Origin of the sequence: Serratia sp. AS12, assembly GCF_000214195.1 — a bacterium.
GTDB lineage: Bacteria > Pseudomonadota > Gammaproteobacteria > Enterobacterales > Enterobacteriaceae > Serratia > Serratia plymuthica.
Window position 1 is genome coordinate 2,215,021 of the sequence record NC_015566.1, and the last position, 22,515, is coordinate 2,237,535.

General features: G+C 55.9%; 22 protein-coding genes. 9 read left to right on the forward strand and 13 right to left on the reverse strand.

The annotated features are described in order from the left end of the window. Positions 1-4: 4 nt before the first annotated feature. Positions 5-1,399 (reverse strand): MFS transporter, encoded by a 1,395-nt coding sequence (locus SERAS12_RS10355; protein ID WP_013812611.1) that lies wholly within the window; start codon positions 1,397-1,399, stop codon positions 5-7. A gap of 230 nt (positions 1,400-1,629) precedes the next feature. Here SERAS12_RS10355 and kdgR point away from each other — a divergent pair, with 230 nt between their 5' ends. Beyond that, entirely contained in the window at positions 1,630-2,421 is a 792-nt protein-coding gene (gene kdgR / locus SERAS12_RS10360; protein WP_013812612.1) for a DNA-binding transcriptional regulator KdgR, read from the forward strand. Between the two features lie 127 nt (positions 2,422-2,548). Here the strand turns inward: kdgR and SERAS12_RS10365 are convergent, their stop codons facing one another. The 4 genes from SERAS12_RS10365 to SERAS12_RS10380 form a co-directional block, all read right to left on the reverse strand. Beyond that, a complete protein-coding gene (locus SERAS12_RS10365) occupies positions 2,549-3,940 on the reverse strand; it encodes an L-cystine transporter (protein WP_013812613.1) in 1,392 nt (463 codons plus the stop codon). Between the two features lie 182 nt (positions 3,941-4,122). After that, on the reverse strand, positions 4,123-4,671 hold the full coding sequence (locus SERAS12_RS10370; protein ID WP_004943534.1) for a metal-dependent hydrolase: 549 nt from the start codon (positions 4,669-4,671) through the stop codon (positions 4,123-4,125). Between the two features lie 448 nt (positions 4,672-5,119). Beyond that, on the reverse strand, positions 5,120-5,785 hold the full coding sequence (gene hxpB, locus SERAS12_RS10375) for a hexitol phosphatase HxpB (RefSeq protein WP_013812614.1): 666 nt from the start codon (positions 5,783-5,785) through the stop codon (positions 5,120-5,122). 63 nt (positions 5,786-5,848) lie between these two features. Beyond that, entirely contained in the window at positions 5,849-7,141 is a 1,293-nt protein-coding gene (locus tag SERAS12_RS10380; RefSeq protein WP_013812615.1) for an HdeD family acid-resistance protein, read from the reverse strand. A gap of 195 nt (positions 7,142-7,336) precedes the next feature. Between SERAS12_RS10380 and SERAS12_RS10385 the strand changes: the two genes are divergently transcribed. After that, entirely contained in the window at positions 7,337-7,897 is a 561-nt protein-coding gene (locus SERAS12_RS10385) for a YniB family protein (RefSeq protein WP_013812616.1), read from the forward strand. A 40-nt stretch (positions 7,898-7,937) separates the two neighbouring features. Here the strand turns inward: SERAS12_RS10385 and SERAS12_RS10390 are convergent, their stop codons facing one another. Beyond that, entirely contained in the window at positions 7,938-8,807 is an 870-nt protein-coding gene (locus SERAS12_RS10390; protein WP_013812617.1) for a fructosamine kinase family protein, read from the reverse strand. A 255-nt stretch (positions 8,808-9,062) separates the two neighbouring features. Here SERAS12_RS10390 and SERAS12_RS10395 point away from each other — a divergent pair, with 255 nt between their 5' ends. Beyond that, positions 9,063-9,512 carry a GNAT family N-acetyltransferase gene (locus SERAS12_RS10395; RefSeq protein ID WP_013812618.1) on the forward strand — a complete coding sequence of 150 codons (450 nt, stop codon included), beginning with the start codon at positions 9,063-9,065 and terminating at the stop codon, positions 9,510-9,512. 37 nt (positions 9,513-9,549) lie between these two features. Here the strand turns inward: SERAS12_RS10395 and SERAS12_RS10400 are convergent, their stop codons facing one another. The 5 genes from SERAS12_RS10400 to ghoS form a co-directional block, all read right to left on the reverse strand. Then, complete coding sequence (locus tag SERAS12_RS10400) at positions 9,550-10,410, reverse strand: metal ABC transporter permease (RefSeq protein WP_013812619.1); 861 nt, start codon at positions 10,408-10,410, stop codon at positions 9,550-9,552. Beyond that, positions 10,410-11,270, reverse strand: a complete 861-nt coding sequence (gene yfeC, locus SERAS12_RS10405; protein WP_013812620.1) for an iron/manganese ABC transporter permease subunit YfeC — start codon at positions 11,268-11,270, stop codon at positions 10,410-10,412. The genes SERAS12_RS10400 and yfeC overlap by 1 nt, the downstream gene beginning before the upstream one ends. After that, positions 11,270-12,160, reverse strand: coding sequence for a manganese/iron ABC transporter ATP-binding protein (locus SERAS12_RS10410; RefSeq protein ID WP_013812621.1), 891 nt, complete (start codon positions 12,158-12,160; stop codon positions 11,270-11,272). The genes yfeC and SERAS12_RS10410 overlap by 1 nt, the downstream gene beginning before the upstream one ends. Continuing rightward, positions 12,157-13,101, reverse strand: coding sequence for a metal ABC transporter substrate-binding protein (locus tag SERAS12_RS10415; RefSeq protein ID WP_013812622.1), 945 nt, complete (start codon positions 13,099-13,101; stop codon positions 12,157-12,159). Before SERAS12_RS10415 ends, SERAS12_RS10410 begins: the two co-directional genes overlap by 4 nt. A gap of 130 nt (positions 13,102-13,231) precedes the next feature. Further along, positions 13,232-13,531, reverse strand: a complete 300-nt coding sequence (ghoS, locus tag SERAS12_RS10420) for a type V toxin-antitoxin system endoribonuclease antitoxin GhoS (protein WP_013812623.1) — start codon at positions 13,529-13,531, stop codon at positions 13,232-13,234. Positions 13,532-13,640: 109 nt separating this feature from the next. Here ghoS and SERAS12_RS10425 point away from each other — a divergent pair, with 109 nt between their 5' ends. The 6 genes from SERAS12_RS10425 (at position 13,641) to SERAS12_RS10450 (ending at position 21,294) form a co-directional block, all read left to right on the forward strand. Further along, on the forward strand, positions 13,641-14,306 hold the full coding sequence (locus SERAS12_RS10425; RefSeq protein WP_013812624.1) for a transglycosylase SLT domain-containing protein: 666 nt from the start codon (positions 13,641-13,643) through the stop codon (positions 14,304-14,306). 310 nt (positions 14,307-14,616) lie between these two features. After that, positions 14,617-15,336: a gluconate 2-dehydrogenase subunit 3 family protein gene (locus tag SERAS12_RS10430; RefSeq protein WP_013812625.1), complete on the forward strand. Its 720-nt coding sequence runs from the start codon at positions 14,617-14,619 to the stop codon at positions 15,334-15,336. Between the two features lie 2 nt (positions 15,337-15,338). Then, positions 15,339-17,120: a GMC family oxidoreductase gene (locus SERAS12_RS10435; RefSeq protein WP_013812626.1), complete on the forward strand. Its 1,782-nt coding sequence runs from the start codon at positions 15,339-15,341 to the stop codon at positions 17,118-17,120. Positions 17,121-17,132: 12 nt separating this feature from the next. Next, a complete protein-coding gene (locus SERAS12_RS10440) occupies positions 17,133-18,470 on the forward strand; it encodes a cytochrome c (RefSeq protein WP_013812627.1) in 1,338 nt (445 codons plus the stop codon). Between the two features lie 255 nt (positions 18,471-18,725). Further along, positions 18,726-20,009 (forward strand): septum site-determining protein, encoded by a 1,284-nt coding sequence (locus SERAS12_RS10445; RefSeq protein ID WP_013812628.1) that lies wholly within the window; start codon positions 18,726-18,728, stop codon positions 20,007-20,009. A 151-nt stretch (positions 20,010-20,160) separates the two neighbouring features. Further along, positions 20,161-21,294, forward strand: a complete 1,134-nt coding sequence (locus SERAS12_RS10450) for an ABC transporter substrate-binding protein (protein ID WP_013812629.1) — start codon at positions 20,161-20,163, stop codon at positions 21,292-21,294. A gap of 38 nt (positions 21,295-21,332) precedes the next feature. Here the strand turns inward: SERAS12_RS10450 and SERAS12_RS10455 are convergent, their stop codons facing one another. Together SERAS12_RS10455 and SERAS12_RS10460 are read right to left on the reverse strand one after the other, a co-directional pair. Next, positions 21,333-22,019 carry a MarC family NAAT transporter gene (locus SERAS12_RS10455; protein ID WP_004943583.1) on the reverse strand — a complete coding sequence of 229 codons (687 nt, stop codon included), beginning with the start codon at positions 22,017-22,019 and terminating at the stop codon, positions 21,333-21,335. 136 nt (positions 22,020-22,155) lie between these two features. Then, positions 22,156-22,374 (reverse strand): hypothetical protein, encoded by a 219-nt coding sequence (locus SERAS12_RS10460; protein WP_013812630.1) that lies wholly within the window; start codon positions 22,372-22,374, stop codon positions 22,156-22,158. Positions 22,375-22,515: the final 141 nt, after the last annotated feature.

Genomic DNA, 22,515 nt, shown 5'->3' on the forward strand with positions numbered 1-22,515 from the left:
CCTGCTATTTGGCCTGCGGGCTGTGTTCCACCGGCTCCGCGCGCGGTTGGGTGATACGCAGGCTGCTGACCGCTGCCGCCAGCGTGGCGAAGGTACCGGCGAGGATCAGCGAGGCGTGCGTACCGGAGGTGGGGAACAGGTTGAACATCAGCGCCACCAGCGCGGCGCCGGAGGTTTGTCCTAACAGGCGGGCGGTGCCGAGCATGCCGCTGGCTCCGCCGCTGCGGTTGCGGGGCGCGGCAGAAATAATGGTGTGGTTATTGGGTGACTGGAACAGCCCGAATCCGGCGCCGCACAGCACCATACGCCAGATGATATCCAGATCCGACGGGTTATGCGGCAGCATCGCCAGCAGGAACAGCCCTAGCGCAAACACTCCCAACCCGATACAGCCCAACAGCCCGGCGTGAACGCGCTCCACCAGCCGCCCGGCGATCGGCGCCATAACGATAATCGCCAGCGGCCAGGGGGTCAGCAGCAGCCCGGTAGCCACCTCATCACGTCCCAACGTGCTTTGCAGAAAGAACGGCAACGAGACCATTGCCAGCATTTGCGCAGCGAAGGAACAGATCGAGGTGCCCATCGACAGGGCGAAAATCGGGATGCGCAACAGGTCGACCGGCAGCAGTGGAAACTCTTGCCGCAGCTGGCGGCGGACGAAGAAGAAGCCGATCACCAGCAGTACGGCGATCTCGCTGAATATCAGCGTCAGGCTCTGACCTTGGGCAAAGCCGCTGATGGCCGTGATCAGCAGCCCGAAGGTCAGGGCGTTCATCACGGCGCTGGTCGGGTCAAAACGCTGATTGCTGCTTTTCTGGCTGTTGGCGGGCAGGTACTTCATCCCCAGCGCCAGCGCCACAATACCAATCGGCAGATTTATGGCGAACAGCCATTGCCAGGATGCCACGGACAGTATCGCCGCCGCTACCGTGGGGCCCGCCGCCGAGGAAAAAGCGACAATCAGTGAGTTGATGCCCATGCCGCGCCCGAGAAAGCGCTGCGGATAGATAATGCGGATAAGCGCAGTGTTGACGCTCATGATGGCGGCGGCGCCAAACCCCTGCAGCACGCGGGCTATGGTCAATGTCACCAGCGAATCGGATAGGGCGCAAAACAGCGAGGTAATGCTGAAGACCAACAAGCCGGCCTGATAGATACGGCGATAACCAATCAGGTCACCGAGCGAGGCCAGCGACAGCAGTGAAATGGTGATGGCCAACTGATAGGCGTTAACCACCCAGATCGAACTGGCCGGGCTGGCGTTCAGATCGCGTGCGATGGTGGGCAGCGCCACATTGGCGATCGCACCGTCAAGCACGGAAACGGTAATGCCCAGGGCGATAGCGAGGATGGCCCCATAGCGTTGTGGGACGGGGAGGCCGTCAGTACAAGAACGCATGTTGATCTCGAAGGTATTAATACAGGGGAGTATTAACATGCTAATCATATTCGTCGGTAATTGCACCTTCAGTGGCCGGCTCAATTGTAATAACCGATGAGAATGAGAGTCTAATTCATTAATCTTCAAGCATTTTTTCTTGGTTTCATTGCACGGTGTCAGGGCTTGCGCGTATACTGAAACCCGTGTTCAAATTTCTTAAAACAGAAAAGCTGAGTAGGGTATTTACTATGGCTAACGCAGATTTAGATAAACAACCGGATTCTGTTTCATCAGTGCTGAAAGTGTTTGGTCTCTTGCAAGCACTGGGCGATGAACGCGAAATCGGCATTACTGAGCTTTCCCAACGGGTGATGATGTCCAAAAGCACCGTCTATCGTTTTCTGCAGACCATGAAGTCGCTGGGCTATGTGTCGCAGGAAGGGGAATCGGAAAAATATGCGCTTACTCTCAAGCTGTTTGAACTCGGCGCCAAGTCGCTGCAGAACGTCGATCTGGTCCGCAGCGCCGATATTCAGATGCGCGAGTTGTCGAATCACACCCGTGAAACCATTCACCTCGGGGCGCTGGATGAAGACAGTATTGTCTACATCCATAAAATCGACTCGATGTACAACCTGCAGATGTATTCCCGCATCGGCCGCCGTAACCCATTGCATAGCACCGCCATCGGTAAAGTGCTGCTGGCTTGGCGCGATCGGGCGGAAGTGGAAGCAATCCTGTCGCAGATTGAGTTTACCCGCAGTACTCCAAATACCCTTACCAGCGCCGCTGCGCTGCTGTCAGTATTGGAACAGGTGCGCGAGCACGGAGTGGGTGAAGATATTGAAGAACAGGAAGAGGGGCTGCGTTGCATTGCGGTGCCGGTATTCGATCGCTTTGGCGTGGTGATCGCCGGGCTTAGCATTTCGTTCCCCACTATCCGTTTCTCCGAAGATGCCAAGGCGGATTACGTTAAACGCCTGCATACCGCCGCGCGTAACATTTCCGAGCAAATGGGCTACCACGATTACCCCTTCTGATCCTGCCGGTGGTTGATGCGTAAAGGTGCGCCGCTCACGGGAGCGCCTTTATCCTTTAAATGAACCGCTGTCGCAGACATAAAAAAACCGGAGCATCGCAGCTCCGGTTTTTTATTGCGGACGACACTTACTGGTGAGCCAGTTCCACTTCGTCTTCGCTGTCCATAATGCTTTTGTCCGTCTGCTTCATCAACTGGCTGGTGACGGTGCCGGCGGTCATTGAACCGCTGACGTTCAGCGCGGTACGGCCCATGTCGATCAGCGGTTCGACCGAAATCAGCAAAGCGACCAGCGTGACCGGCAGGCCCAGCGCAGGCAGTACAATCAACGCGGCGAAGGTGGCACCGCCGCCCACACCGGCAACGCCGGCAGAACTGATGGTGACGATACCCACCAGCGTGGCGATCCACACCGGATCCAGCGGGTTGATGCCAACGGTTGGGGCAACCATAACCGCCAACATCGCCGGATACAGACCTGCACACCCATTCTGGCCGATGGTAGCACCGAACGAAGCGGAGAAGCTGGCGATGGATTCCGGTACACCCAGGCGGCGAGTCTGCGCTTCAACGTTCAGCGGAATGCTGGCGGCGCTGGAGCGGCTGGTGAAGGCGAAGGTGATGACCGGCCAGACCTTGCGGAAGAATTTCGCCGGGTTAACGCCGGTGAAGGCCAGCAGCAGGGCGTGCACCCCAAACATGATTGCCAGACCGAGATAAGACGCCACCACGAAGCTGCCGAGTTTTACGATGTCATGGATATTGGAACCGGCCACCACTTTGGTCATTAATGCCAGTACGCCGTACGGAGTCAGTTTCATCACCAGGCGCACCAGCTTCATCACCCAGGCTTGCAGGGTGTCGATAGCCACCAGCACGCGCTGGCCTTTCTCTTTATCGTCTTTCAACAATTGCAGCGAAGCCACGCCCAGGAAGGCGGCGAAGATCACTACGCTGATGATCGAAGTCGGGCTGGCGCCGGTCAGATCGGCAAACGGGTTTTTCGGCACGAACGACAGCACCAGTTGCGGTACGGTCAGATCCGCCACTTTACCGACGTAGTTGCTCTGGATCGCCGCCATGCGCGCGCTTTCTTGCGTGCCTTGCACCAGGCCTTCTGCGGTCAGGCCAAACAGGTTGGTCACCAGCACACCTACCAACGCGGCGATAAGCGTGGTGAACAGGAGGGTGCCGATGGTCAGGAAACTGATCTTGCCCAGTGAAGAGGCATTGTGCAGCTTGGCTACCGCGCTCAGGATTGAGGCAAATACCAGCGGCATTACGATCATTTGCAGCAGTTGCACATAGCCGTTACCGACAATGTTGAACCAACTGATGGATTCTTTCAGGACCGGGTTATCCGAGCCATACACCAGTTGCAGGCCCAGGCCGAACACTACGCCGATTACCAGGCCGACCAGTACTTTTTTCGCCAGGCTCCATTGCTTATGGCGGGTTTGCGCCAACAGCAAAAGGAGGGCGACAAAAACCACCACGTTAATTACCAGCGGAAAATTCATCCCCAATGTCTCCAATCATTTTTCTTATATAAAAACGGCTACGCGCCAAGGTGTAGCGAATCAAATATCGTAACAGTTTGCGCAACAGCTCACTTATATCCAAATGGAATTTGATATAACTTTGAATATGAATTTGTTTAATTAATATACTTGATGAATGCTTGGTAGCCGGTTTTTTGTGATCACAGTCTGATATTTTTGATTTGCTCAAAATATGACTGCACGGGAATGGTGCATCCTCCCTGCCAGTAGATGGCGAAGGCCACCAGGCAGAGGCAAAGGGCGCGCTCCAGCTGGTTGCCTTTCTGAGAATTTAGCACCGGCAGGCGAAAACGCCAGCGACAGGGCCAAAGCAACGGCACGCCGGCAGGGGTGAGCATATCGGCCAGCAGGTGGCTGAAGTAGCCAATAATCATCGCATGCAGCACGTCGGGCGGGATCGGCCAACTGCGCGGTACATCTAACTGGAACAGCGCCATGCCGCCGGCGATCGCCAGCAGGCTGTGGGTGAAACCGCGATGCCCGAAGGCACGGGAGATGGGAATGGCAATCCAGCGCAGGCGTTGGCCCAAGACCGATTTGGGATGATCGATATCGGGCAGCAGTGAGGTTAGCAGTGCGGCAGGAATAATGTGCCACCAGTCGCCGGTGGCCAGCTCCGGTGTCACCTCGGCCTTCTTGGCGAAAATCGCGCAAGCGACAGAGAAAATAAGATGTCCTTCCGCGGTCATGCTGTTGTTGTTCCGGCTGATAAACTGTTAATTTATCCAGTATATGGGAAAATTAACAGTTGCGGAAGCGGTTACCCTGTAACTAATTGTTTGTTTTACCCGGTTTTACAATGAGTTGTTACGTAAAAGGTTAAGTATTGACCGTTGTGGATGTCGTGGACGATCGCGAGGAATGCGTTGACTACCTTCCTCCAATAGATCTCGACTGCGGGCATGCGGGAGAAAGCGCCGAGCGGTAGAGTTGCGCTGCGTGGCAGTGACAACGCTCGCCGGCCACCCGGCGCTTTCTGGATGTCCCAGCATAGAGACGGTGGTACGTTAATTCAATAAAAATGAAATAATGTTTTATTTATTTTTAGACCTAAGGCAGGGTTTTGAAAATTAGCGGGAGGAACCCGGAGATAAAAGGGAGACGCAGGGCGGCAGCAGGATAACGCCGCCCCGAAGATTACGCCAGATGGCCGGGAGTGAGCTGTTCGAGGGTATCGAGTTTATGGTCCGCCAGTGCCCAGCGCGTGTCGTGGCGATATTCTTGCGCCGGGATAACGATAGAACGCATTCTCGCGGCCTTGGTGGCAATCATACCGTTGAACGAGTCTTCCAGCGTGATGCAGCGCAACGGATCGCTGCCGAGACGTTCGGCGGCGATAAGGTAAACCTCCGGGTGCGGTTTGCTGTAAGGCAGATATTCGGCGGACACCAGTTGATCGAAATACCCCGCCAGATCGAACATCTTCAACACCTGTTGTTGCATGTGCAGCGGCGATGCGGAGGCCAGACCAATCTTCAGATCCAGAGTGCGGCACAGTTCCAACGCCTGTTGCACGCCCGGCAGCAACGGCCGTTTTTCATGCACCAGCTCAATGGCGCGTTCAATAATCCGCGCGGAGACCTTCTCCAGCGAAACGCCTTGCCACGGCATGGCCTGAAACCACATTTTCACCACCAGATCGATGCGTAACCCGAGGGTGTCCGGCAGTTTATGACGGTCAGACAGATCCAGCCCCAGCGCGCCAAAGATATCCAGTTCCGCCTGTAGCCACAGCGGTTCTGAGTCGATCAACAAACCGTCCATATCAAAAATAGCGGTTTCAATGCGTTGCGAATAGGCCATTAGCGATTAACTCCTGCCGGCGTCGGTGAATGTGCCACCACCTTATCATCGCCGGGAACCAGACTAAAATTTTTGCCTGCCTGATTGCGCCGCATTCGCTCTGGACGCCTTACCGAAACGCAGGATTCGCCACAGATCGCGCAGTTTTGACCACCAGCGCTGGTGCTGTCGCTCGGTAACCTGCTGCAGCATGCGCGCATAGTCCAACACCAACCCCGGCGTCCAGGTCATGGTCTCGCCGCGGCTACGCAACACCGCCAGCATCCACAGGTTGGGGTCGAGGATCAAAAACAGAAAACGCCGCCACAGAGGCTTGTCGCCCAATATGCCCTCCAGCGCACTGTCCAGCGCCAGGATCACCGTGGTGGAACAGTTGCGTCGCGTCAGGTTGTAGGTTGTGTCCTGGCGATACTCTTGCCAGAAAGCATGCAAGGCAGAGGGGTTATAGCGGCGGAACTGGATTTTCTTGTCGGGTGCGCACCAGGCCGCCACCTCTTGCTGCAAGCCGGGCAGAAAGCGACCTTCGACGTTGTTTTGTTCGCCGGAGTGCAGTAACTGGCGGAAATCCTGCACTGAATGGCTGATGTCATTCAGCGGATAATGGCTGATGTACAAATCCGGGGCCAGCGCCAGAGCGGCATGCCCGGTGGAGATATGGCCGCCGCCATCCACTGCGGCGATATAGCGGTCAACAATGTAGCGCCGGCGCGCATCTTTCGCCGCCGCCACCGGTGTCCAGACATAGACCGTCAGGGGGGCGGCCTGAACCGTTAGCGCAGCAGCAGGCTGTTGTCGGTTCAGGGAGAAGTTCTCTAGCCGCTGCGCAATGCGCAGTAACGCCCAGCCCGACAGCAAAAGCATGACGCCGACGCAAAAGGGGACCGTCATGCGGTGCGGCGCCGGCCAGCCGGTAAAAATAAACAGCGACAGCAAGATTTCGAAACCGCCCGCCAACGCGACCAGTTTCCAGCGGCTGTGCTGGATCAGGGTAGAAGAGGCGATACGCACTGAGCCGTCCAGCAACAACGCGCTGCCGAACACCAGCGTGGCGACAATATTGTCGTCTGCGGGGACGTCCAGCACCAAAAAAGCCATCACCAGAAATCCCAGCCCCTTCAGCAATACCGGTCGGCTGGCGGCGGAGCCAATCACCAGTGCGGCGGAGATCGCCACCAGTCCCGCGAGCGCCAGCACCACCGCCAGTGCATCCAGCGCCAACACCGAGCGGCCATCTTCTAGCACGTCAACTAACATCAGCAGACCGACGGCGAACCATACCCAGCCAAACAGCAACAGCGCACGTCGCTGGCCGCGCAGCGCCTGTGGGCCCAATAACAAGATGATAAGGCGAATCATGACGCCCCCATTCAGAATGGATTGAATTAACTATATAGCCATTTAACGAGAATGCGCTGTCGCTGTTAAGTTGTTGAAAACGGATAATCCCGGCTACGCTTGTAGCACAGCAAGGCTAAAGAAAACGGTGGGCGAGTTTCAGTAACTACAGGTAGACTTAGCCAATTACGGTTACGTCGCTTACAAGGGGAACACATGACGTATCAACAGGCTGGGCGCATCGCCATTGTGAAACGTATTCTTGGCTGGGTAGTTTTCATCCCTGCGTTGCTGTCAACGCTGATCTCGCTGCTGCTGTTTTTCTATCAACACAGTGAGAAGACCAAAGGCATCAATGCGGTGATGCTGGATTTTGTCCACGTCATGGTGGACATGGTGCGCTTCAATACGCCGTTCCTGAATATCTTTTGGTATAACTCGCCGGTGCCGGACGTAGCGAAAAGCCTGTTCAGCGGCGCCAATCTGATGTTTATCGTTATCTATTTTTTGATTTTTGTCGGGCTGGCGTTGCAAGCCTCGGGCGCACGCATGTCGCGCCAGGTGAGGTTTATCCGTGAAGGCCTGGAGGACCAGATGATCCTCGAGCAGGCCAAGGGCAGTGAAGGGCATACGCGTGTACAACTGGAAGAACGCATTACGCTGCCACGCCACACCATTTTTCTGCAGTATTTCCCGTTGTACATTCTGCCGGTCGTGATCGCGGTCATTGCCTGGTTCGTCATCAAGTTACTCGGCCAACTGGCCGGCGCGGCTTAAGACCATGTCAGGTCAAGGCGCTGGATTCAGCGCCTTGACACTATCGGGCTTGAGGGTGCAGCAACGCGTCTATTGCACGCTGCGCCTTGACCAGATGCTGGCCGCCGAACAGGTTGCTGTGGTTAAGCAGGTAATACAGCTGATACAGCGGCTGGCGTTCAATAAAGCCATGTTCCAACGGCCAGACACTCTGATACCCGTCATAAATCTGCGGCGGGAGCTCAGGGTGCAGCGGCAGCATCGCCAGATCGCACTCGCGATCGCCCCAGTAGCTGGCAGGATCGAACAGGATCGGACCGTCGGTGGTCATGCCGCAGTTTCCCGGCCACAGGTTGCCGTGCAGCAGTGAAGGTTGCGGCTGATGGTGCTGCAGGCGTAAATACACTACGTCGATAATTTCATCAATATCACCAAAGGTCATGCCTTTCTCCGCCGCCAACTGCAACTGCCAACCGATGCGCTGCTCGGCAAAGAATTCCGACCAGCGGCGCTGCCAGGCATTGGGTTGTGGGGTGGTGGTCAAATCGTTATCGAAGTCGAGGCCGAACTGCGGCTGTTCACTCCATTTATGCAGATGGGCCAGCTGTTGGCCGAGGCAATGAGCGTCGTGGGCGCTGAAGGGTTTCAGCGGCTGGTATTCCAGCAGCAGGAAGCTGTAGTCACGATCGCTGCCGACGCCATAAACCTGCGGCACCCGCACGGTTTTACTGCGTGCCAGTAAGGCCAGCTGATCGGCTTCGGCGGTAAAGATCGGTAGCATTTCGCGGGCATCACATTTGACAAATACCTCGTTGTCACCGTAACTCACGCGCCACGCCGGGTGGATTTCTCCCCCGGGCAGTTCAGTCCTTTCGCGGATTTCTGCGCTGCCAAGATGTTCACTTAACAGACGGCTAACGGCTTGCCACATGGTACACCCCCTCTGTGTTGCCTGCGAATTCATTAGGTTAGCCTCTTTACCGTTCCGAAAACACGACCTGGCGCACAGCTGGCACCGACGGCAGGCGATTTTTTCGTCAGTCGCGTTTGCTCAAAGTATATACGCTATTGATTCATTTAAGCACGCGGCCTATTGCAACTTCGTGGCACCGGAGCGATGTTTATCAGGTTGGCGGCAGTGGGGTACTTATAGAATGATATTTATAATCAATAAGATGAGGGATTTATGGAGCAGAACCCACAGTGGCAGCGCGATGAATACCTGATCGATACGGATAAAAATGAATTAAATTTGGCGTTCACCCACGCATTTTTGACCACCTCGAGTTGGGCGTCAGGCATTTCGCAGGAGACGGTGCAACTTTCCATCGACAACAGCCTGTGTTTTGGCCTCTATCATCACCGGCAACAGATAGGTTTTGCGCGTCTGGTGACGGATTACGCCACCTTCGGTTATCTGTGCGATGTGTTTGTCGCACCGGATTATCAGGGGCGTGGTCTGGCCCGCTGGCTGATGGACTGCACGCTGGAGCATCCCGTGCTGCAGCGGTTGCGACGCGTTATGCTGGTGACCGGCACTGCGCCGTGGCTGTATCAAAAAGTGGGATATGAAGCGCTGAATCGTCAGGACTTTGTCTGGCATATCGTCCGGCCAGATATCTACCGGCAGCAATAACGATAAGCGGCGGTGAGGGGGCGCACCGCCGCAAGCGTTAAGGTTTCTCGCTGAACAACGCCTCTTCGTGACGTTGTAACGGCCTGAGTTTGCTGTAGAGCAGGGCGACAATAAACGCAACTGCTTGGACGATCACAATACAGGGGCCGGTGGCACCGTCGATGTGAAAGCTGATCAGGGTGCCGAGCACGCAGGAGAATACCGACACCAGAGTCGCGATGATCAGCATGCGATCAAAACTGCGGCACAGCATAAAGGCAATAATGCCTGGCGCTATCAGCATCGCAATCACCAGTATCACCCCGACCGCCTGCAGAGAAGCGACAATCGTCAGCGCCAGCAGGCACAGCAGCCCATAATGCAGCAGTTTTACCGGCAGACCGATGACCCTGGCATGGCTCGGGTCGAAACAGTAGAGCATCAGATCTTTGCGCTTGAGCAACACCACCACCAGCGTAATGCCGGCAATCAGCAGCGTTTGTTTCAGCTCGGCGTCGGTAATCCCCAGCATATTGCCGAACAGGATGTGGCTCAGATGCTGATCGGTATCGACGCGGGAAAACAGTACCAGCCCGAAGGCGAACATGCCGGAGAAAACGATGCCCATCACCGTGTCCTCTTTTACCCGGCTGTTCTCTTTCAGATAGCCGGTGGCTAGCGCGCAGAAAATGCCGGAGAAAAACGCGCCGATAACCACCGGGATGCCAAGCACGAACGCCACGACAATGCCGGGCAGAACAGCATGAGAGATAGCATCGCCCATCAGCGACCAGCCTTTGAGCACCAGATAGCACGACAGCACAGCACACACCACGCCGGTAACGATAGCAGCCAGGATCGCCCGCTGCATAAACGGGTAGGCGAAGGGTTCGCTGAGCAGTTGATACAGGGTTTCCATCAGTGGCCTCCGGTCTGTTCACGGGCTACGCGGCGCCGGGACGCCAGCAGGCCGTGTTTGGGGGCGAAGAAAAACGCCGCCAGGAACACCAGCGTCTGCAGGGTCACGATCACGCCGCCGGTAGCGCCGTCAAGGAAGAAGCTCAGGTAGGCACCGACACCGCTGGTCAGCGCGCCGATGACGATGGCGATAATCACTAAACGGCTAAAGCGGTCGGTCAGCAGATAGGCGGTGGCGCCTGGCGTAATCACCATGGCGATCACCAAAATCGCCCCGACGGTTTGTAATGCCGCGACGGTGCAGGCGCTGAGCAGGGTGAAGAACAGGATTTTCATCCGCAGCGGCGACAGACCAATCGACACCGCGTGGCTTTCGTCAAAGAACACCGCCAGCAGGTCTTTCCACACCAGGCACAGAATCAGCAGCGAGACGCCGATGATAATCTCGACTTGCAGTACGTCTTCGTCGGCGATGCCGAGAATATTGCCGAAGATAATCGACTGCACGTTAATCGACGTAGGATTGAGTGAAATGATCAGCAGCCCAACGGCGAAGAAGGTCGAAAAAATAAAGCCGATGATTGCGTCTTCGCGCAGGCGGGTGACGTGGCGTACCAGCGTCATGGCGAGCGCGGCCAGCATGCCGGTGAAGAAGGCCCCGGCGGCGTACGGCAGACCAAGGGCATAGGCCCCGGCGACGCCAGGCACCACCGAGTGCGACAGCGCATCGCCCATCAGCGACCAGCCTTTCAGCATCAGATAGGCCGACAGGAACGCGCAGGCGGCACCGACGATGGCGCTGACCCAGATCGCTTTGACCATGTAGTTGTAATTGAAGGGTTGCAGCAAAATGTCCAGCATCAGAGTTGCTTCTCCTTTGGCTGGCTTTGCGCCGGAGGGTCGCTCTTGGTATGGCCATAGAACACCGCCGGACGTTCGTCATCGGTCAATACCGTCACGGTGCGCGGATCGTTATCGTCATGCAGATCCGGGCCGGACAGGTTGATATGGCGCAACACGCCGCCGAACGCCTGCTCCAGGTTGCTTTGGGTAAAGGTGGTTTCGGTTGGGCCGGCGGCCAGCACCGTGCGGTTAATCAGGATCACCCGGTCGCAGAATTCCGGCACGCTGCCCAGGTTATGGGTGGAAACCAGGATCAGGTGACCCTCATCACGCAACGCGCGCAGCAGATCGATAATTGCGTTCTCGGTTTTGACGTCCACGCCGGTGAAGGGTTCATCCAGCAGCAGCACGGAACCTTGTTGCGCCAGCGCCCGCGCCAGGAACACCCGTTTTTTCTGCCCACCGGAAAGCTCGCCGATCTGGCGGGTGCGCAGTTCGCTCAGGCCAACGCGCTCCAGAGCCTTGTCGACGCGCAGTCGGTCTTCACGGGAGGGGATGCGCAGAAAATTCATCTTGCCGTAGCGGCCCATCATCACTACGTCTTCCACCAGGACCGGGAAGTTCCAGTCGACGTCTTCGGTTTGCGGGACATAGGCAATAATATTTTTTTTCAGCGCTTGCGCCACCGGTTTGTCGTTCAACTGCACACGGCCGGTGGTGGGTTTGACCAGCCCCATGATGCTTTTGAACAGCGTCGACTTGCCGCTGCCGTTGACGCCGACCAACGCGCAAATGGCGCCGCCGCTCAGGTTAAAACTGGCGTTGTGGATCGCGGTATGGCCGTTGTTATAGGTAACGGTAACGTCATCCACGATCAGCTCAGGGCGGACAAAAACCTCTGTGGTCATTGATCAAATCCTTTGGCGATGGTTTGTACGGTGACGTTCAGCAGGTCTATATACGTCGGTACCGGGCCGCCCTGGGTGGACAACGAATCGACATACAGCACGCCGCCGTACTTCGCTCCGGTTTCTTTCGCCACCTGCCTGGCCGGTTTGTCGGAGATGGTGCTTTCGCTGAAGACCACCGGAATGCGGTTGGCGCGAACGGCGTCGATGACCCGGCGAACTTGCTGCGGCGAACCTTGCTCGTCGGCGTTAATTGGCCACAGATAGACTTCTTTCAACTGATAGTCTTTCGCCAGATAGCTGAATGCGCCTTCGCTGGTAACCAACCAACGTTGGGCTGCGGGAATACGCGACAGGCGCTCGCGCAGCGGGGCATCCAGTGCGCTGATTTTGGCGGCATAGGCTTTGGCGTTGCGGTTATAGGTTTCTGCGTTGGCCGGGTCGTGCTGCACCAGGGCTTTACGGATGTTTTCTATATAGATGAGCGCATTGCTGGCAGACATCCAGGCATGCGGATTCGGGTTGCCGTTATACGGCCCTTCGCGGATTGGCAGCGGGGTGATGCCTTCGGTTACCACGGCGGCGGGAACCTGTTTGATGTTCTCGAAGAAGCGTTGGAACCAACGTTCGAGGTTCATACCGTTCCACAGGATCAAATCGGCGTGCTGTGCTTTAACGATATCGCGTGGCGTTGGCTGATAATCGTGGATCTCCGCTCCCGGTTTGGTAATAGACTCAACCACCGCGGCGTCGCCGGCCACGTTTTGAGCGATGTCCTGAATGATGGTGAAGGTCGTCACCACGCGCAGTTTCTTTTCCGCTAAAGCGGGATTGCTGGCGAGGCCCGCGACAAGCAGCAGCCACAGCAGGGCAAAAGGGCGGTAAAACGCCGTAGCCTGAATGAGTGGCTGGCGGGGAAAAGCGCGTTGTTTCAAAAACATGGTGACATCTCCTGGCTCAAATGAAAATGATTATCAATATCATTTATAGCAAAGTCAAGCGTCACCTTCAGGCTGACGGCAGGTTATCAATCCATTGCAAAAATAATACCGTCAGGTGAGTTATAGCATTTTATGTATCAGTATGTAACCGCTTAACGTACTCCTCATAGCGGGCTATGTCGACTTCCGGCGTTTTCCCCAGGGCAACCTCCCCGAGCTTTTGCGCCAACTGTTGTACATCCTGTTGATCCAATGAGGTTATAAACGCAAAACTGTTGCTGCTCAACGGATGCGGAATGCCCTGTTCATCTGTCACAGAAGTGACAAATCCATCGCGGGTTAATTGTCCGGTAAGCTTGGCCAAATCAGCCAATCCTTCTTCCTGATAGCGGAAAGTCACCACAAAACACGTCGTCGCAGATTGACTCATAAATCACCTCTTGGTATATGAATAGCTTGAGATTAGACCAAAAAAATTATGCAGGCGTCCTTACAAGTTGTATATGCTACGCAACCCATTGAAAGGAGTGAGGGATTCTGTGAAAACAAAAATCGGTTGCCTGACGGCAATTTTGCTTTTGTCGGGGTGCGCCAAAGACCCGCAAACGACAAGTACTATTTCAGGCAGTGGCACATCGCGCGGCGGTTGGTTAAAAACTCCCCCGCAGGCTCCGGTTAACCGCACAGGGACGCCGATAGCCTATAACGATTACATTCGTCAGGCCGCCAGCAGTTATGGCGTTGACGAAACGCTGATTAAAGCGATTATTCAGGTGGAGTCCGGGTTTAACCCGAACGTGGTCAGCACCTCGAACGCCGTGGGATTAATGCAGCTGAAACCTTCAACCGCCGGGCGTGATGCCTATCGTATGAAGGGAAGAAGTGGGCAACCCAGCTCGCGTGAGTTGAAGGATCCGGCGGTCAATATTGATCTGGGAACGGCCTATATCAATATTCTTCAAAGCCAGCAGCTAGCCGGGATCAACAACCCACAGACCTTGCGTTACGCCACCATCGTTTCTTATGTCAATGGGGCAGGCGCCATGTTGCGCACGTTCTCATCAGACAAGCGCGTGGCGGTAAACCGCATTAATCAGATGAGCCCGGATGAGTTTTACCAGCACATCCAGAAAAAGCACCCGGCCCCGCAAGCGCCGCGCTATTTATGGAAGGTCACGACGGCCTATCAGGCGATGTCGCAGTAAGCTTTATTTCTCACTAAAAACCGGTCGCTCGCAGCGGCCGGTTTTTCTTTATCGACGCGACAACATCGCGACGTATCTCTCATTTTTCGTTATTTCCCATTCTGTTACCTCAAAAACCGCACAAATAGTTAATTTTACATTAACGGTCATTTCTTTACGTTCATTCAATAAGTTACCGGTAACATTTTGGCTTTGGTTTACAAAGTAACCTTCAAAAAATAGACAAATACGTAACAAATTATTTTTAAATCCCGCAATGTTCACAAGGTTGAGGTTAAATAGTTGTGATTATCTTTGGATGGAATGTGACATGTCGGACGATAAAACTAACAACTCACGGCGCGATTTCCTGCTGAAATCGATGACTTTAATTCCCGCAGCAGTGATTGGCGGCAGTGGCGTCACTGCCCTGACGACACCCATGCCTGCTGTTGCGGCTACAGACACCCCAACGGACTACCAGCCCACGTTTTTCACCCCGGAAGAATGGGCATTTATCAAGGCTGCTGCGGCGCGCCTGATCCCGGCTGACGATCGCGGCCCTGGTGCCCTGGAAGCCGGCGTGCCGGAGTTTATCGATCGCCAGATGAATACCCCGTATGCCACCGGTTCAATCTGGTACATGCAAGGGCCATTCAACCCGGATGTGCCGAAAGAGATGGGTTACCAGCTACCGCTGGTGCCGAAACAGATTTACAACCTGGGCATCAGTGACGCCGATGCCTACTGCAAGAAAACCGCCGGCAAACCCTTTGCCGAGCTGGACGCTGCACAGCAGGATGCGCTGCTGCAGAAGTTTGAATCAGGTGAGGCGGAGTTCTCGCAGTTACCGGCCAAACTGTTCTTTTCCTACCTGTTGCAAAACACCCGCGAAGGTTTCTTCAGCGATCCAATCCATGGCGGCAACAAAGACATGGTTGGCTGGAAGCTGATTAATTTTCCGGGCGCGCGCGCCGACTTTATGGACTGGGTTGAGCGAGGGGAACGTTATCCCTTCCCACCGGTATCAATTCGTGGGGAGAGGGGGTAACAATGGCAACGGTAATGAAAAAAGTGGACGCGGTGATCGTCGGCTTCGGTTGGGTCGGCGCGATTATGGCCAAAGAACTGACCGAGGCGGGCCTGAACGTGGTGGCGCTGGAGCGCGGCCCGATGCGCGATACCTATCCGGACGGCTCCTACCCGCAGGTGATTGACGAACTAACCTATAATATCCGCCGCAAATTGTTCCAGGATCTGTCGAAAAGCACCGTGACCATTCGACATAATACCAGCCAAACCGCAGTGCCTTATCGCCAACTGGCGGCCTTCCTGCCGGGCACCGGCGTAGGTGGCGCGGGCTTGCACTGGTCCGGCGTGCATTTTCGCGTTGACCCGATCGAGTTGCGCATGCGCAGCCACTACGAAGAGCGCTACGGCAAGAGTTTTATCCCGAAAGACATGACCATTCAGGATTTCGGCGTGACTTACGACGAACTGGAGCCGTTCTTCGATAAAGCCGAAAAAGTGTTTGGCACTTCCGGCACCGCCTGGACGGTAAAAGGCCAGAGAGCGAGCCAAAAGGGCGGTAACCCGTTCGCGGCCGACCGATCGAATCCCTTCCCGCTGCCGGCGCAGAAGAATACCTTTTCGGCGCAGCTGTTTGAGAAGGCTGCGCGGGATGTGGGCTATCACCCGTATAATCTGCCTTCCGCCAACACCTCCGACTCCTATACCAACCCGTACGGCGCGCAGATGGGGCCGTGCAACTTCTGCGGTTTCTGCAGTGGTTACGCCTGCTACATGTATTCCAAGGCATCGCCGAACGTCAATATTTTGCCGGCGTTGCGCATGGAGAAGCGCTTCGAGCTGCGTACCAACGCCAACGTGCTGAAAGTGAACCTGAGCGCTGACAAATCCCGAGCCACCGGCGTGAATTATGTCGATGCGCAGGGCCGCGAAATTGAACAGCCAGCGGAACTGGTGATCCTGGGTGCTTTCCAATTCCACAACGTGCATCTGATGCTGTTGTCCGGCATTGGTAAACCTTACGATCCGGTGACCGGCGAGGGCGTGGTTGGGCGTAATTTCGCCTATCAGAACTTGACCACCATTAAGGCGTTCTTCGACAAAGACGTGTTCACCAACCCGTTCATCGGTGCCGGCGGCAACGGCGTCGGGGTGGACGATTTCAACGCCGATAACTTCGACCATGCCAAAGAAGGTTTCGTCGGCGGTTCGCCATTCTGGGTCAACCAGGCGGGCACCAAACCGATTTCCGGCTTGCCGACGCCTCCGGGCACCCCAGCCTGGGGCAGCAAGTGGAAAGCGGCAGTGGCGGACGCCTACACCCATCACGTGTCGATGGACGCCCACGGCGCGCACCAGTCGTACCGCAGCAACTATCTGGACCTCGATCCCACCTACAAGAACGTGTTTGGTCAGCCGCTGCTGCGCATGACGTTCGACTGGCAGGAAAACGACGTCAAGATGGCCCAATTCATGTACGACAAAATGGCGCCGATCGCCAAAGCGATGAACCCGAAATTGATCGCCGGCAGCCCGAAAAACGCCAACAGCCATTTTGACACCACCAGTTACCAGACCACGCACATGAACGGCGGTGCGGTAATGGGCGAAGATCCGAAGACCAGCGCGGTAAACCGCTATCTGCAAAGCTGGGACGTGCACAACGTGTTTTCCATCGGCGCGTCGGCCTTCCCGCAGGGGCTGGGTTACAACCCGACCGGCACCGTGGCCGCGTTGGCTTACTGGTCTGCCCGCGCGATTCGCGAGCAGTATCTGAAAAACCCAGGCCCTCTGGTGCAGGCATAAGGACGGCGATCGATGAAAGCATTTGTTCCCGCACTGGTTCTCAGTGCATTGAGTTTTTCCGTTTGGGCGCAGGACGCCACGGTCAGCAGCGAGTTGATCAAACGCGGCGAGTATCTGGCGCGTGCCGGTGACTGCGTGGCCTGCCACACCAACGGTAAAAGCGGTAAAGAGTTTGCCGGTGGTTTGGCGATGGAAACGCCGATCGGCACCATTTACTCCACCAATATCTCGCCGGATAAAAAAACCGGTATCGGTGATTACAGCTTTGAAGACTTCGATAACGCAGTGCGCAAGGGCGTAGCCAAAAACGGCAGCACTTTGTACCCGGCGATGCCTTATCCGTCGTTCGCGCTGGTGAAAGAGGACGACATGCGCGCCATGTACGCTTATTTCATGCACGGCGTGCAGCCGGTGGAGCAGGCTAATAAGGATTCCGATATCCCCTGGCCGCTGTCAATGCGCTGGCCGTTGAGTATTTGGCGCGGCATGTTTGCACCGACGCCGGCGGATTTTGTCGCTGACGCCAAAGCCGATCCGGTGGTCGAGCGCGGTCGTTATCTGGTGGAAGGATTGGGGCACTGCGGTGCCTGCCACACGCCGCGCAGTATCACCATGCAGGAAAAATCGCTGAGCAATAACGACGGCGACAACTACCTGTCGGGCAGCAACGCGCCGATCGACGGTTGGGTAGCCTCCAGCCTGCGCGGAGATACCAAGGACGGATTGGGGTCCTGGAGCGAAGCCGAACTGACCGAGTTCCTGAAAACCGGTCGCAACGACAAATCCATCGTGTTCGGCGGCATGAGCGATGTGGTTGAACACAGCCTGCAGTATCTCAGTGATGAAGATCTGACGGCGATCTCGCGCTACCTGAAAACGCTGCCGCCGAAAGATGGCAAGCAGCAGGCGGCACCGGTCGAGGATAGCGTTGCCAAGGATCTGTGGCGCGGCAACGACAGCAAGCCAGGAGCGGCGTTGTACGTCGATAACTGCGCGGCCTGTCACCGTACCGACGGTGTGGGCTACAAACGCGCCTTCCCGGCTCTGAAGGGCAACCCGGTGGTGCAAACCGACGATGCGACCTCGCTGATCCACATCGTGCTGACCGGCAATACCACGCCGGCGGTGAAAGGGGCGGTGTCCAACCTCACCATGCCGCCGTTCGGTTGGCGCCTGAACGACCAGCAGGTGGCGGACGTAGTCAACTTTATCCGTTCCAGCTGGGGCAACAGCGCCAAGCCTATCGATGCCTCGGACGTGGCCGACGTGCGTAAAGATCGCACGATGATCCGCAATGAGAAGGAGATGGGTAGCGCCGAAGTGCCGGACCATCCGGACGCCAACAAGTAAACCGCCAGGGGCCTCCAGAGGCCCCTGTTTTTTGCCTCTCGCCATCGATTCCCGCACTGAAAATCGCTCATGAAGCGCGCAGTTAGCCGCCAAGAGATAGACCCGAGCAGCGTTTTTAATTATCCTTTGCCATCCTTTTATCAAGCACAAGAATGAAATACTGCATTAATCCCTTGATTAATGTTAAAAAATTCGCGGAGAAGGATATCCCATTGAGCGCAATCGTTGTCGCTGAAGAGTAAGGTGAGCTTTCCTATGAGTACGATTTCTCCCGATTCAGGTACGCAGGCCGCTACCCAAGCGGCCAAATGGAACAAAACCGATACGGTGTGGATGTTTGGCCTCTATGCCACCGCTGTCGGCGCAGGCACGTTGTTCCTGCCGATCAATGCCGGTTTGAACGGCCCGCTGGTGCTGTTGCTGATGGCACTGTTTGCTTTTCCTCTGACCTATTTACCGCATCGCGCACTGAGCCGCTTTGTGCTTTCCGGTTCCAGCCGCGACGGCAATATCCATGATGTGGTGGTCGAACACTTTGGCGTGCTGGCGGGTAAAATCATCATGGTGTTGTACCTGATGGCGTTTTTCCCGATCGTGCTGGTATACAGCATTTCGATTACCAACGCCTTGGACAGCTTCTTGATCCATCAGTTTCACCTGACGCCGCTGCCGCGTATCTGGCTGAGTCTGGCGGTGGTGGTGGTGTTGAATCTGGTGCTGCTGCGCGGTAAAGACGCGATTGTCGCGGCGATGGGCATGCTGGTATTCCCGTTACTGGTGTTCCTGATGGGCATTTCGCTGTACCTGATGCCGACCTGGCAGACGGCGAACTTCGTCAACGGCCTGGCCAACACCCAGTTCAGCAGCCCGGATTTGTGGCATTCGTTGTGGTTGGCGGTACCGGTGATGGTGTTTTCCTTCAGCCATGCGCCGATTATTTCGTCCTTTGCCTCTACCCAGAAAAGCCTGTATGGCGACAAGGCCGAACGCCGCTGCGCACGCATCATGCGCTACAGCTACGTGCTGATCTGCGTCACCGTGCTGTTCTTTGTCTTCAGTTGCGTGCTGAGCTTGTCTCATGCGGACATGCAGCAGGCGAAGGATCAGAACATCACCGTGCTGACTACGCTGGCGAACAAATTCTCCAACCCGCTGATTGCCTATCTTGGCCCGGTGATGGCGATACTGGCGATGTCCAAGTCCTACCTCGGCACCTCGCTTGGCGTTACCGAAGGGGCGACCAGCCTGATTGACGGTTTGACGCGAGCGGTCGGTAAGCCGTTAAGTTCGCGCATCACGCACCGCCTCTCCGCCGTACTGCTGTTCCTGCTCACCTGGGCAGCCACGGTCTGGAACCCTAGCGCGTTGCATATTATCGAAACCATCAGCGGCCCGCTGATTGCGGTAATCCTGTTTATTTTGCCGATGTACGCGGTGCGTGCGGTACCCGCGATGCACCGCTACCGTGCGCCGAGCAACGTCTTCGTGCTGGTGATGGGCCTGATTGCGCTTTCTGCGCTGATTTACGGCCTGGTTTAACCTCTGTGGCGCGCCGAAACCGGCGCGCCACGCTTCCTTCTGATTCACATCCATTTTCAATTAAACCGTCATCTGCTTAGCGTTGTCTTTGATAATGGAAGCCATTCTCATTATTATTTACCGAGAATTTTTCTACGCTAAGGAGCTTTACGTGCATCGTCGAATCACCCTGCTGGCATTGGCCTGCGCCTGCGTTTTATCTGCTCAGGCGATGGCGACCACCTATCCGTTGACCCTGACCGACACTTCCGGCGCAAGCGTGACGATTAAACAAGAGCCGAAACGCGTTGTGGTGCAGGACGGGCGCGATATTTTGACGCTGGCTTTGCTTGATCGCGCCGATCCCTTCACCCGGCTGGTGGCGTGGAACAACCTGCTGAAGAAAAGCGACGGTGAAACCTGGAAAATCCTGCAGAGCAAATGGCCTGAGGCGAAGAACATTATCGATATGGGCTTCAGCGACAAGGGCGAGATCAATCTGGAAAGCGTGATAGCGAAACACCCCGATCTGATGGTGGCGCAGTTGCGTTCCAAACCGTCGTTGAGCCAGACCGGCGTACTGGACAAGCTGAAAGCGTTGAACATTCCGGTGTTGTTTATCGATACCATGCTGAAGCCGGTGGAAAACACCCCGAAAAGTATCCAACTGTTGGGGGAGACCCTGAACCGCGAGAGCGAAGCGAAGCAATACACCGATTTCTACCAGCAGCATTATCAGAGCATCCTCGATAAAACCAAAACGGTGGAGCCAAAGCCGCTGGTGTTTATCGAAGCGAAAGCCGGTTTGAACGGGCTTGAGTCTTGCTGCTTCACGCATTCGCACGTCGGCTGGGGTGGGATGGTCGAAGCCGTGGGTGCTCGCAACCTGGGTTCCGAACTGCTGCCCGGTGCCACCGGCGACGTCTCGCTTGAAAAAGTGATCAGCATGAAGCCGGATGCTTATATCGTTTCAGGCTCCCAGTGGGCCAGCAAAACCAATGCCGCGGTGCCCTTTGGTTATGGCGTTACCCAGCAGCAGGTTGACGAGGCTTTCAACCGCATGAAACAGCGTCCGGGTTTCGCCCAACTCTCGGCGGTGAAAGAGGGCCGTTTCTACGGCATTTACCACAACTTCTATAATCACCCGTACAACATCGTTGGGTTGGAGTATCTGGCGAAGTTTATCTACCCGAATCAGTTCACAGAGTTGGATCCGGCGAAAACCTATAGCGAGATCCTCAGCCGCTTTACCGAAGTGCCGGAAGGCAAGGGGATTCTGGGTGCTCAGGCACCGGTAGGAAAGTAAGCATAGCGGGCGCGGTTCACTGAGCCGCGCCCGTTTTATCAGGCCGCAGGCGTGTAGGTGGAGATAATCTCCAGCACGCCGTTGATAATGAACTGCACGCCCATACACACCAACAAGAACCCCATCAGGCGCGAGATCGCCTCAATCCCGCTCTTGCCCACCAAACGCATAATGGCACCGGAGCTTCTCAGGCAACCCCAGAGTATTACCGCCACCGACAGAAAAATCGCCACCGGCGCCACCAACAGTACCCAGTGCTCAAATCCCAGCGTATTAGCTTTAATGCTCGACGCCGAACTGATGATCATGGCGATGGTGCCGGGACCGGCGGTGCTTGGCATGGCCAGTGGCACGAAGGCGATGTTGACCGAGGTTTTTTTGCGCAACTCGTTTGACTTGGTTTCCACCTCAGGCGCATCTTCTGCACTTTGCTGCGGAAAAAGCATGCGAAAACCGATAAACGCCACAATCAGCCCGCCGGCGATGCGCAGGCCGGGAATGGAGATGCCGAAGGTGTTCATGACCAACTGACCGGCGTAGAACGCGACCGTCATGATGAGGAAAACATAGACCGACGCCATCAGCGACTGCTGATTGCGCTCTTCACGTGTCATATTGCCCGACAGGCCGAGCAACAACGCCACGGTGGTAAGCGGGTTGGCAAGCGGCAGTAACAGCACCAGACCCAATCCGATGGCCTGGAATAACTGCATGATACTCGACATAAAGCAGACCCCTGTTTTCAGTTAACGCCGCAATGCAGCGCAAAATAGTAGAGTAGCCTGCCGGGAGATCACGGGCAATGGTGAGAGAGGGATATCATGTGAAAATACACCATGTTGACGGTGTATGCGGCCCCGATCAGCCCCGTGTATCGGGTGGCATCAATTCAGGTGCCGTGTCGTCGGAGGCGTCGTCGTTCACACAGTCGTTGGCAATGTCCGGGGTATCTTCGCACTCCATCGGCGGTTCGTTGACCGCAATGGCTCGTGGGTGGCGATCGGTGCCGAGGTGAAGCAGAGTGAAACTCGCCACCAGCACTACGCAGACGCCAACAAGTAACTTGAATAACCGGTTCATGATGCGAGGGTATGTCTCAATTCAGCCGTTAGTGGCGACAGAATAGCGGTAGCGGGCAAGCTTCGCCATAGCTGATTTACGCAATGTTATTACCTGTTCACTGCGGATAAAATTTCCTGCAGGGAACGCCACCACCTTAAG

Excerpts from the sequence above, each read along its gene's own strand:
- SERAS12_RS10380 (WP_013812615.1), bottom strand. The coding sequence starts at position 7,141 with ATGATTCGCCTTATCATCTTGTTATTGGGCCCACAGGCGCTGCGCGGC.
- SERAS12_RS10390 (WP_013812617.1), bottom strand. The coding sequence starts at position 8,807 with ATGTGGCAAGCCGTTAGCCGTCTGTTAAGTGAACATCTTGGCAGCGCA.
- SERAS12_RS10460 (WP_013812630.1), bottom strand. The coding sequence starts at position 22,374 with ATGAACCGGTTATTCAAGTTACTTGTTGGCGTCTGCGTAGTGCTGGTG.
- SERAS12_RS10370 (WP_004943534.1), bottom strand. The coding sequence starts at position 4,671 with ATGACCGCGGAAGGACATCTTATTTTCTCTGTCGCTTGCGCGATTTTC.
- kdgR (WP_013812612.1), top strand. The coding sequence starts at position 1,630 with ATGGCTAACGCAGATTTAGATAAACAACCGGATTCTGTTTCATCAGTG.
- SERAS12_RS10435 (WP_013812626.1), top strand. The coding sequence starts at position 15,339 with ATGGCAACGGTAATGAAAAAAGTGGACGCGGTGATCGTCGGCTTCGGT.
- SERAS12_RS10455 (WP_004943583.1), bottom strand. The coding sequence starts at position 22,019 with ATGTCGAGTATCATGCAGTTATTCCAGGCCATCGGATTGGGTCTGGTG.
- SERAS12_RS10415 (WP_013812622.1), bottom strand. The coding sequence starts at position 13,101 with ATGTTTTTGAAACAACGCGCTTTTCCCCGCCAGCCACTCATTCAGGCT.
- SERAS12_RS10445 (WP_013812628.1), top strand. The coding sequence starts at position 18,726 with ATGAGTACGATTTCTCCCGATTCAGGTACGCAGGCCGCTACCCAAGCG.
- SERAS12_RS10395 (WP_013812618.1), top strand. The coding sequence starts at position 9,063 with ATGGAGCAGAACCCACAGTGGCAGCGCGATGAATACCTGATCGATACG.
- SERAS12_RS10365 (WP_013812613.1), bottom strand. The coding sequence starts at position 3,940 with ATGAATTTTCCGCTGGTAATTAACGTGGTGGTTTTTGTCGCCCTCCTT.
- SERAS12_RS10385 (WP_013812616.1), top strand. The coding sequence starts at position 7,337 with ATGACGTATCAACAGGCTGGGCGCATCGCCATTGTGAAACGTATTCTT.
- SERAS12_RS10440 (WP_013812627.1), top strand. The coding sequence starts at position 17,133 with ATGAAAGCATTTGTTCCCGCACTGGTTCTCAGTGCATTGAGTTTTTCC.
- ghoS (WP_013812623.1), bottom strand. The coding sequence starts at position 13,531 with ATGAGTCAATCTGCGACGACGTGTTTTGTGGTGACTTTCCGCTATCAG.
- hxpB (WP_013812614.1), bottom strand. The coding sequence starts at position 5,785 with ATGGCCTATTCGCAACGCATTGAAACCGCTATTTTTGATATGGACGGT.
- SERAS12_RS10355 (WP_013812611.1), bottom strand. The coding sequence starts at position 1,399 with ATGCGTTCTTGTACTGACGGCCTCCCCGTCCCACAACGCTATGGGGCC.
- SERAS12_RS10400 (WP_013812619.1), bottom strand. The coding sequence starts at position 10,410 with ATGGAAACCCTGTATCAACTGCTCAGCGAACCCTTCGCCTACCCGTTT.
- SERAS12_RS10430 (WP_013812625.1), top strand. The coding sequence starts at position 14,617 with ATGTCGGACGATAAAACTAACAACTCACGGCGCGATTTCCTGCTGAAA.
- yfeC (WP_013812620.1), bottom strand. The coding sequence starts at position 11,270 with ATGCTGGACATTTTGCTGCAACCCTTCAATTACAACTACATGGTCAAA.
- SERAS12_RS10410 (WP_013812621.1), bottom strand. The coding sequence starts at position 12,160 with ATGACCACAGAGGTTTTTGTCCGCCCTGAGCTGATCGTGGATGACGTT.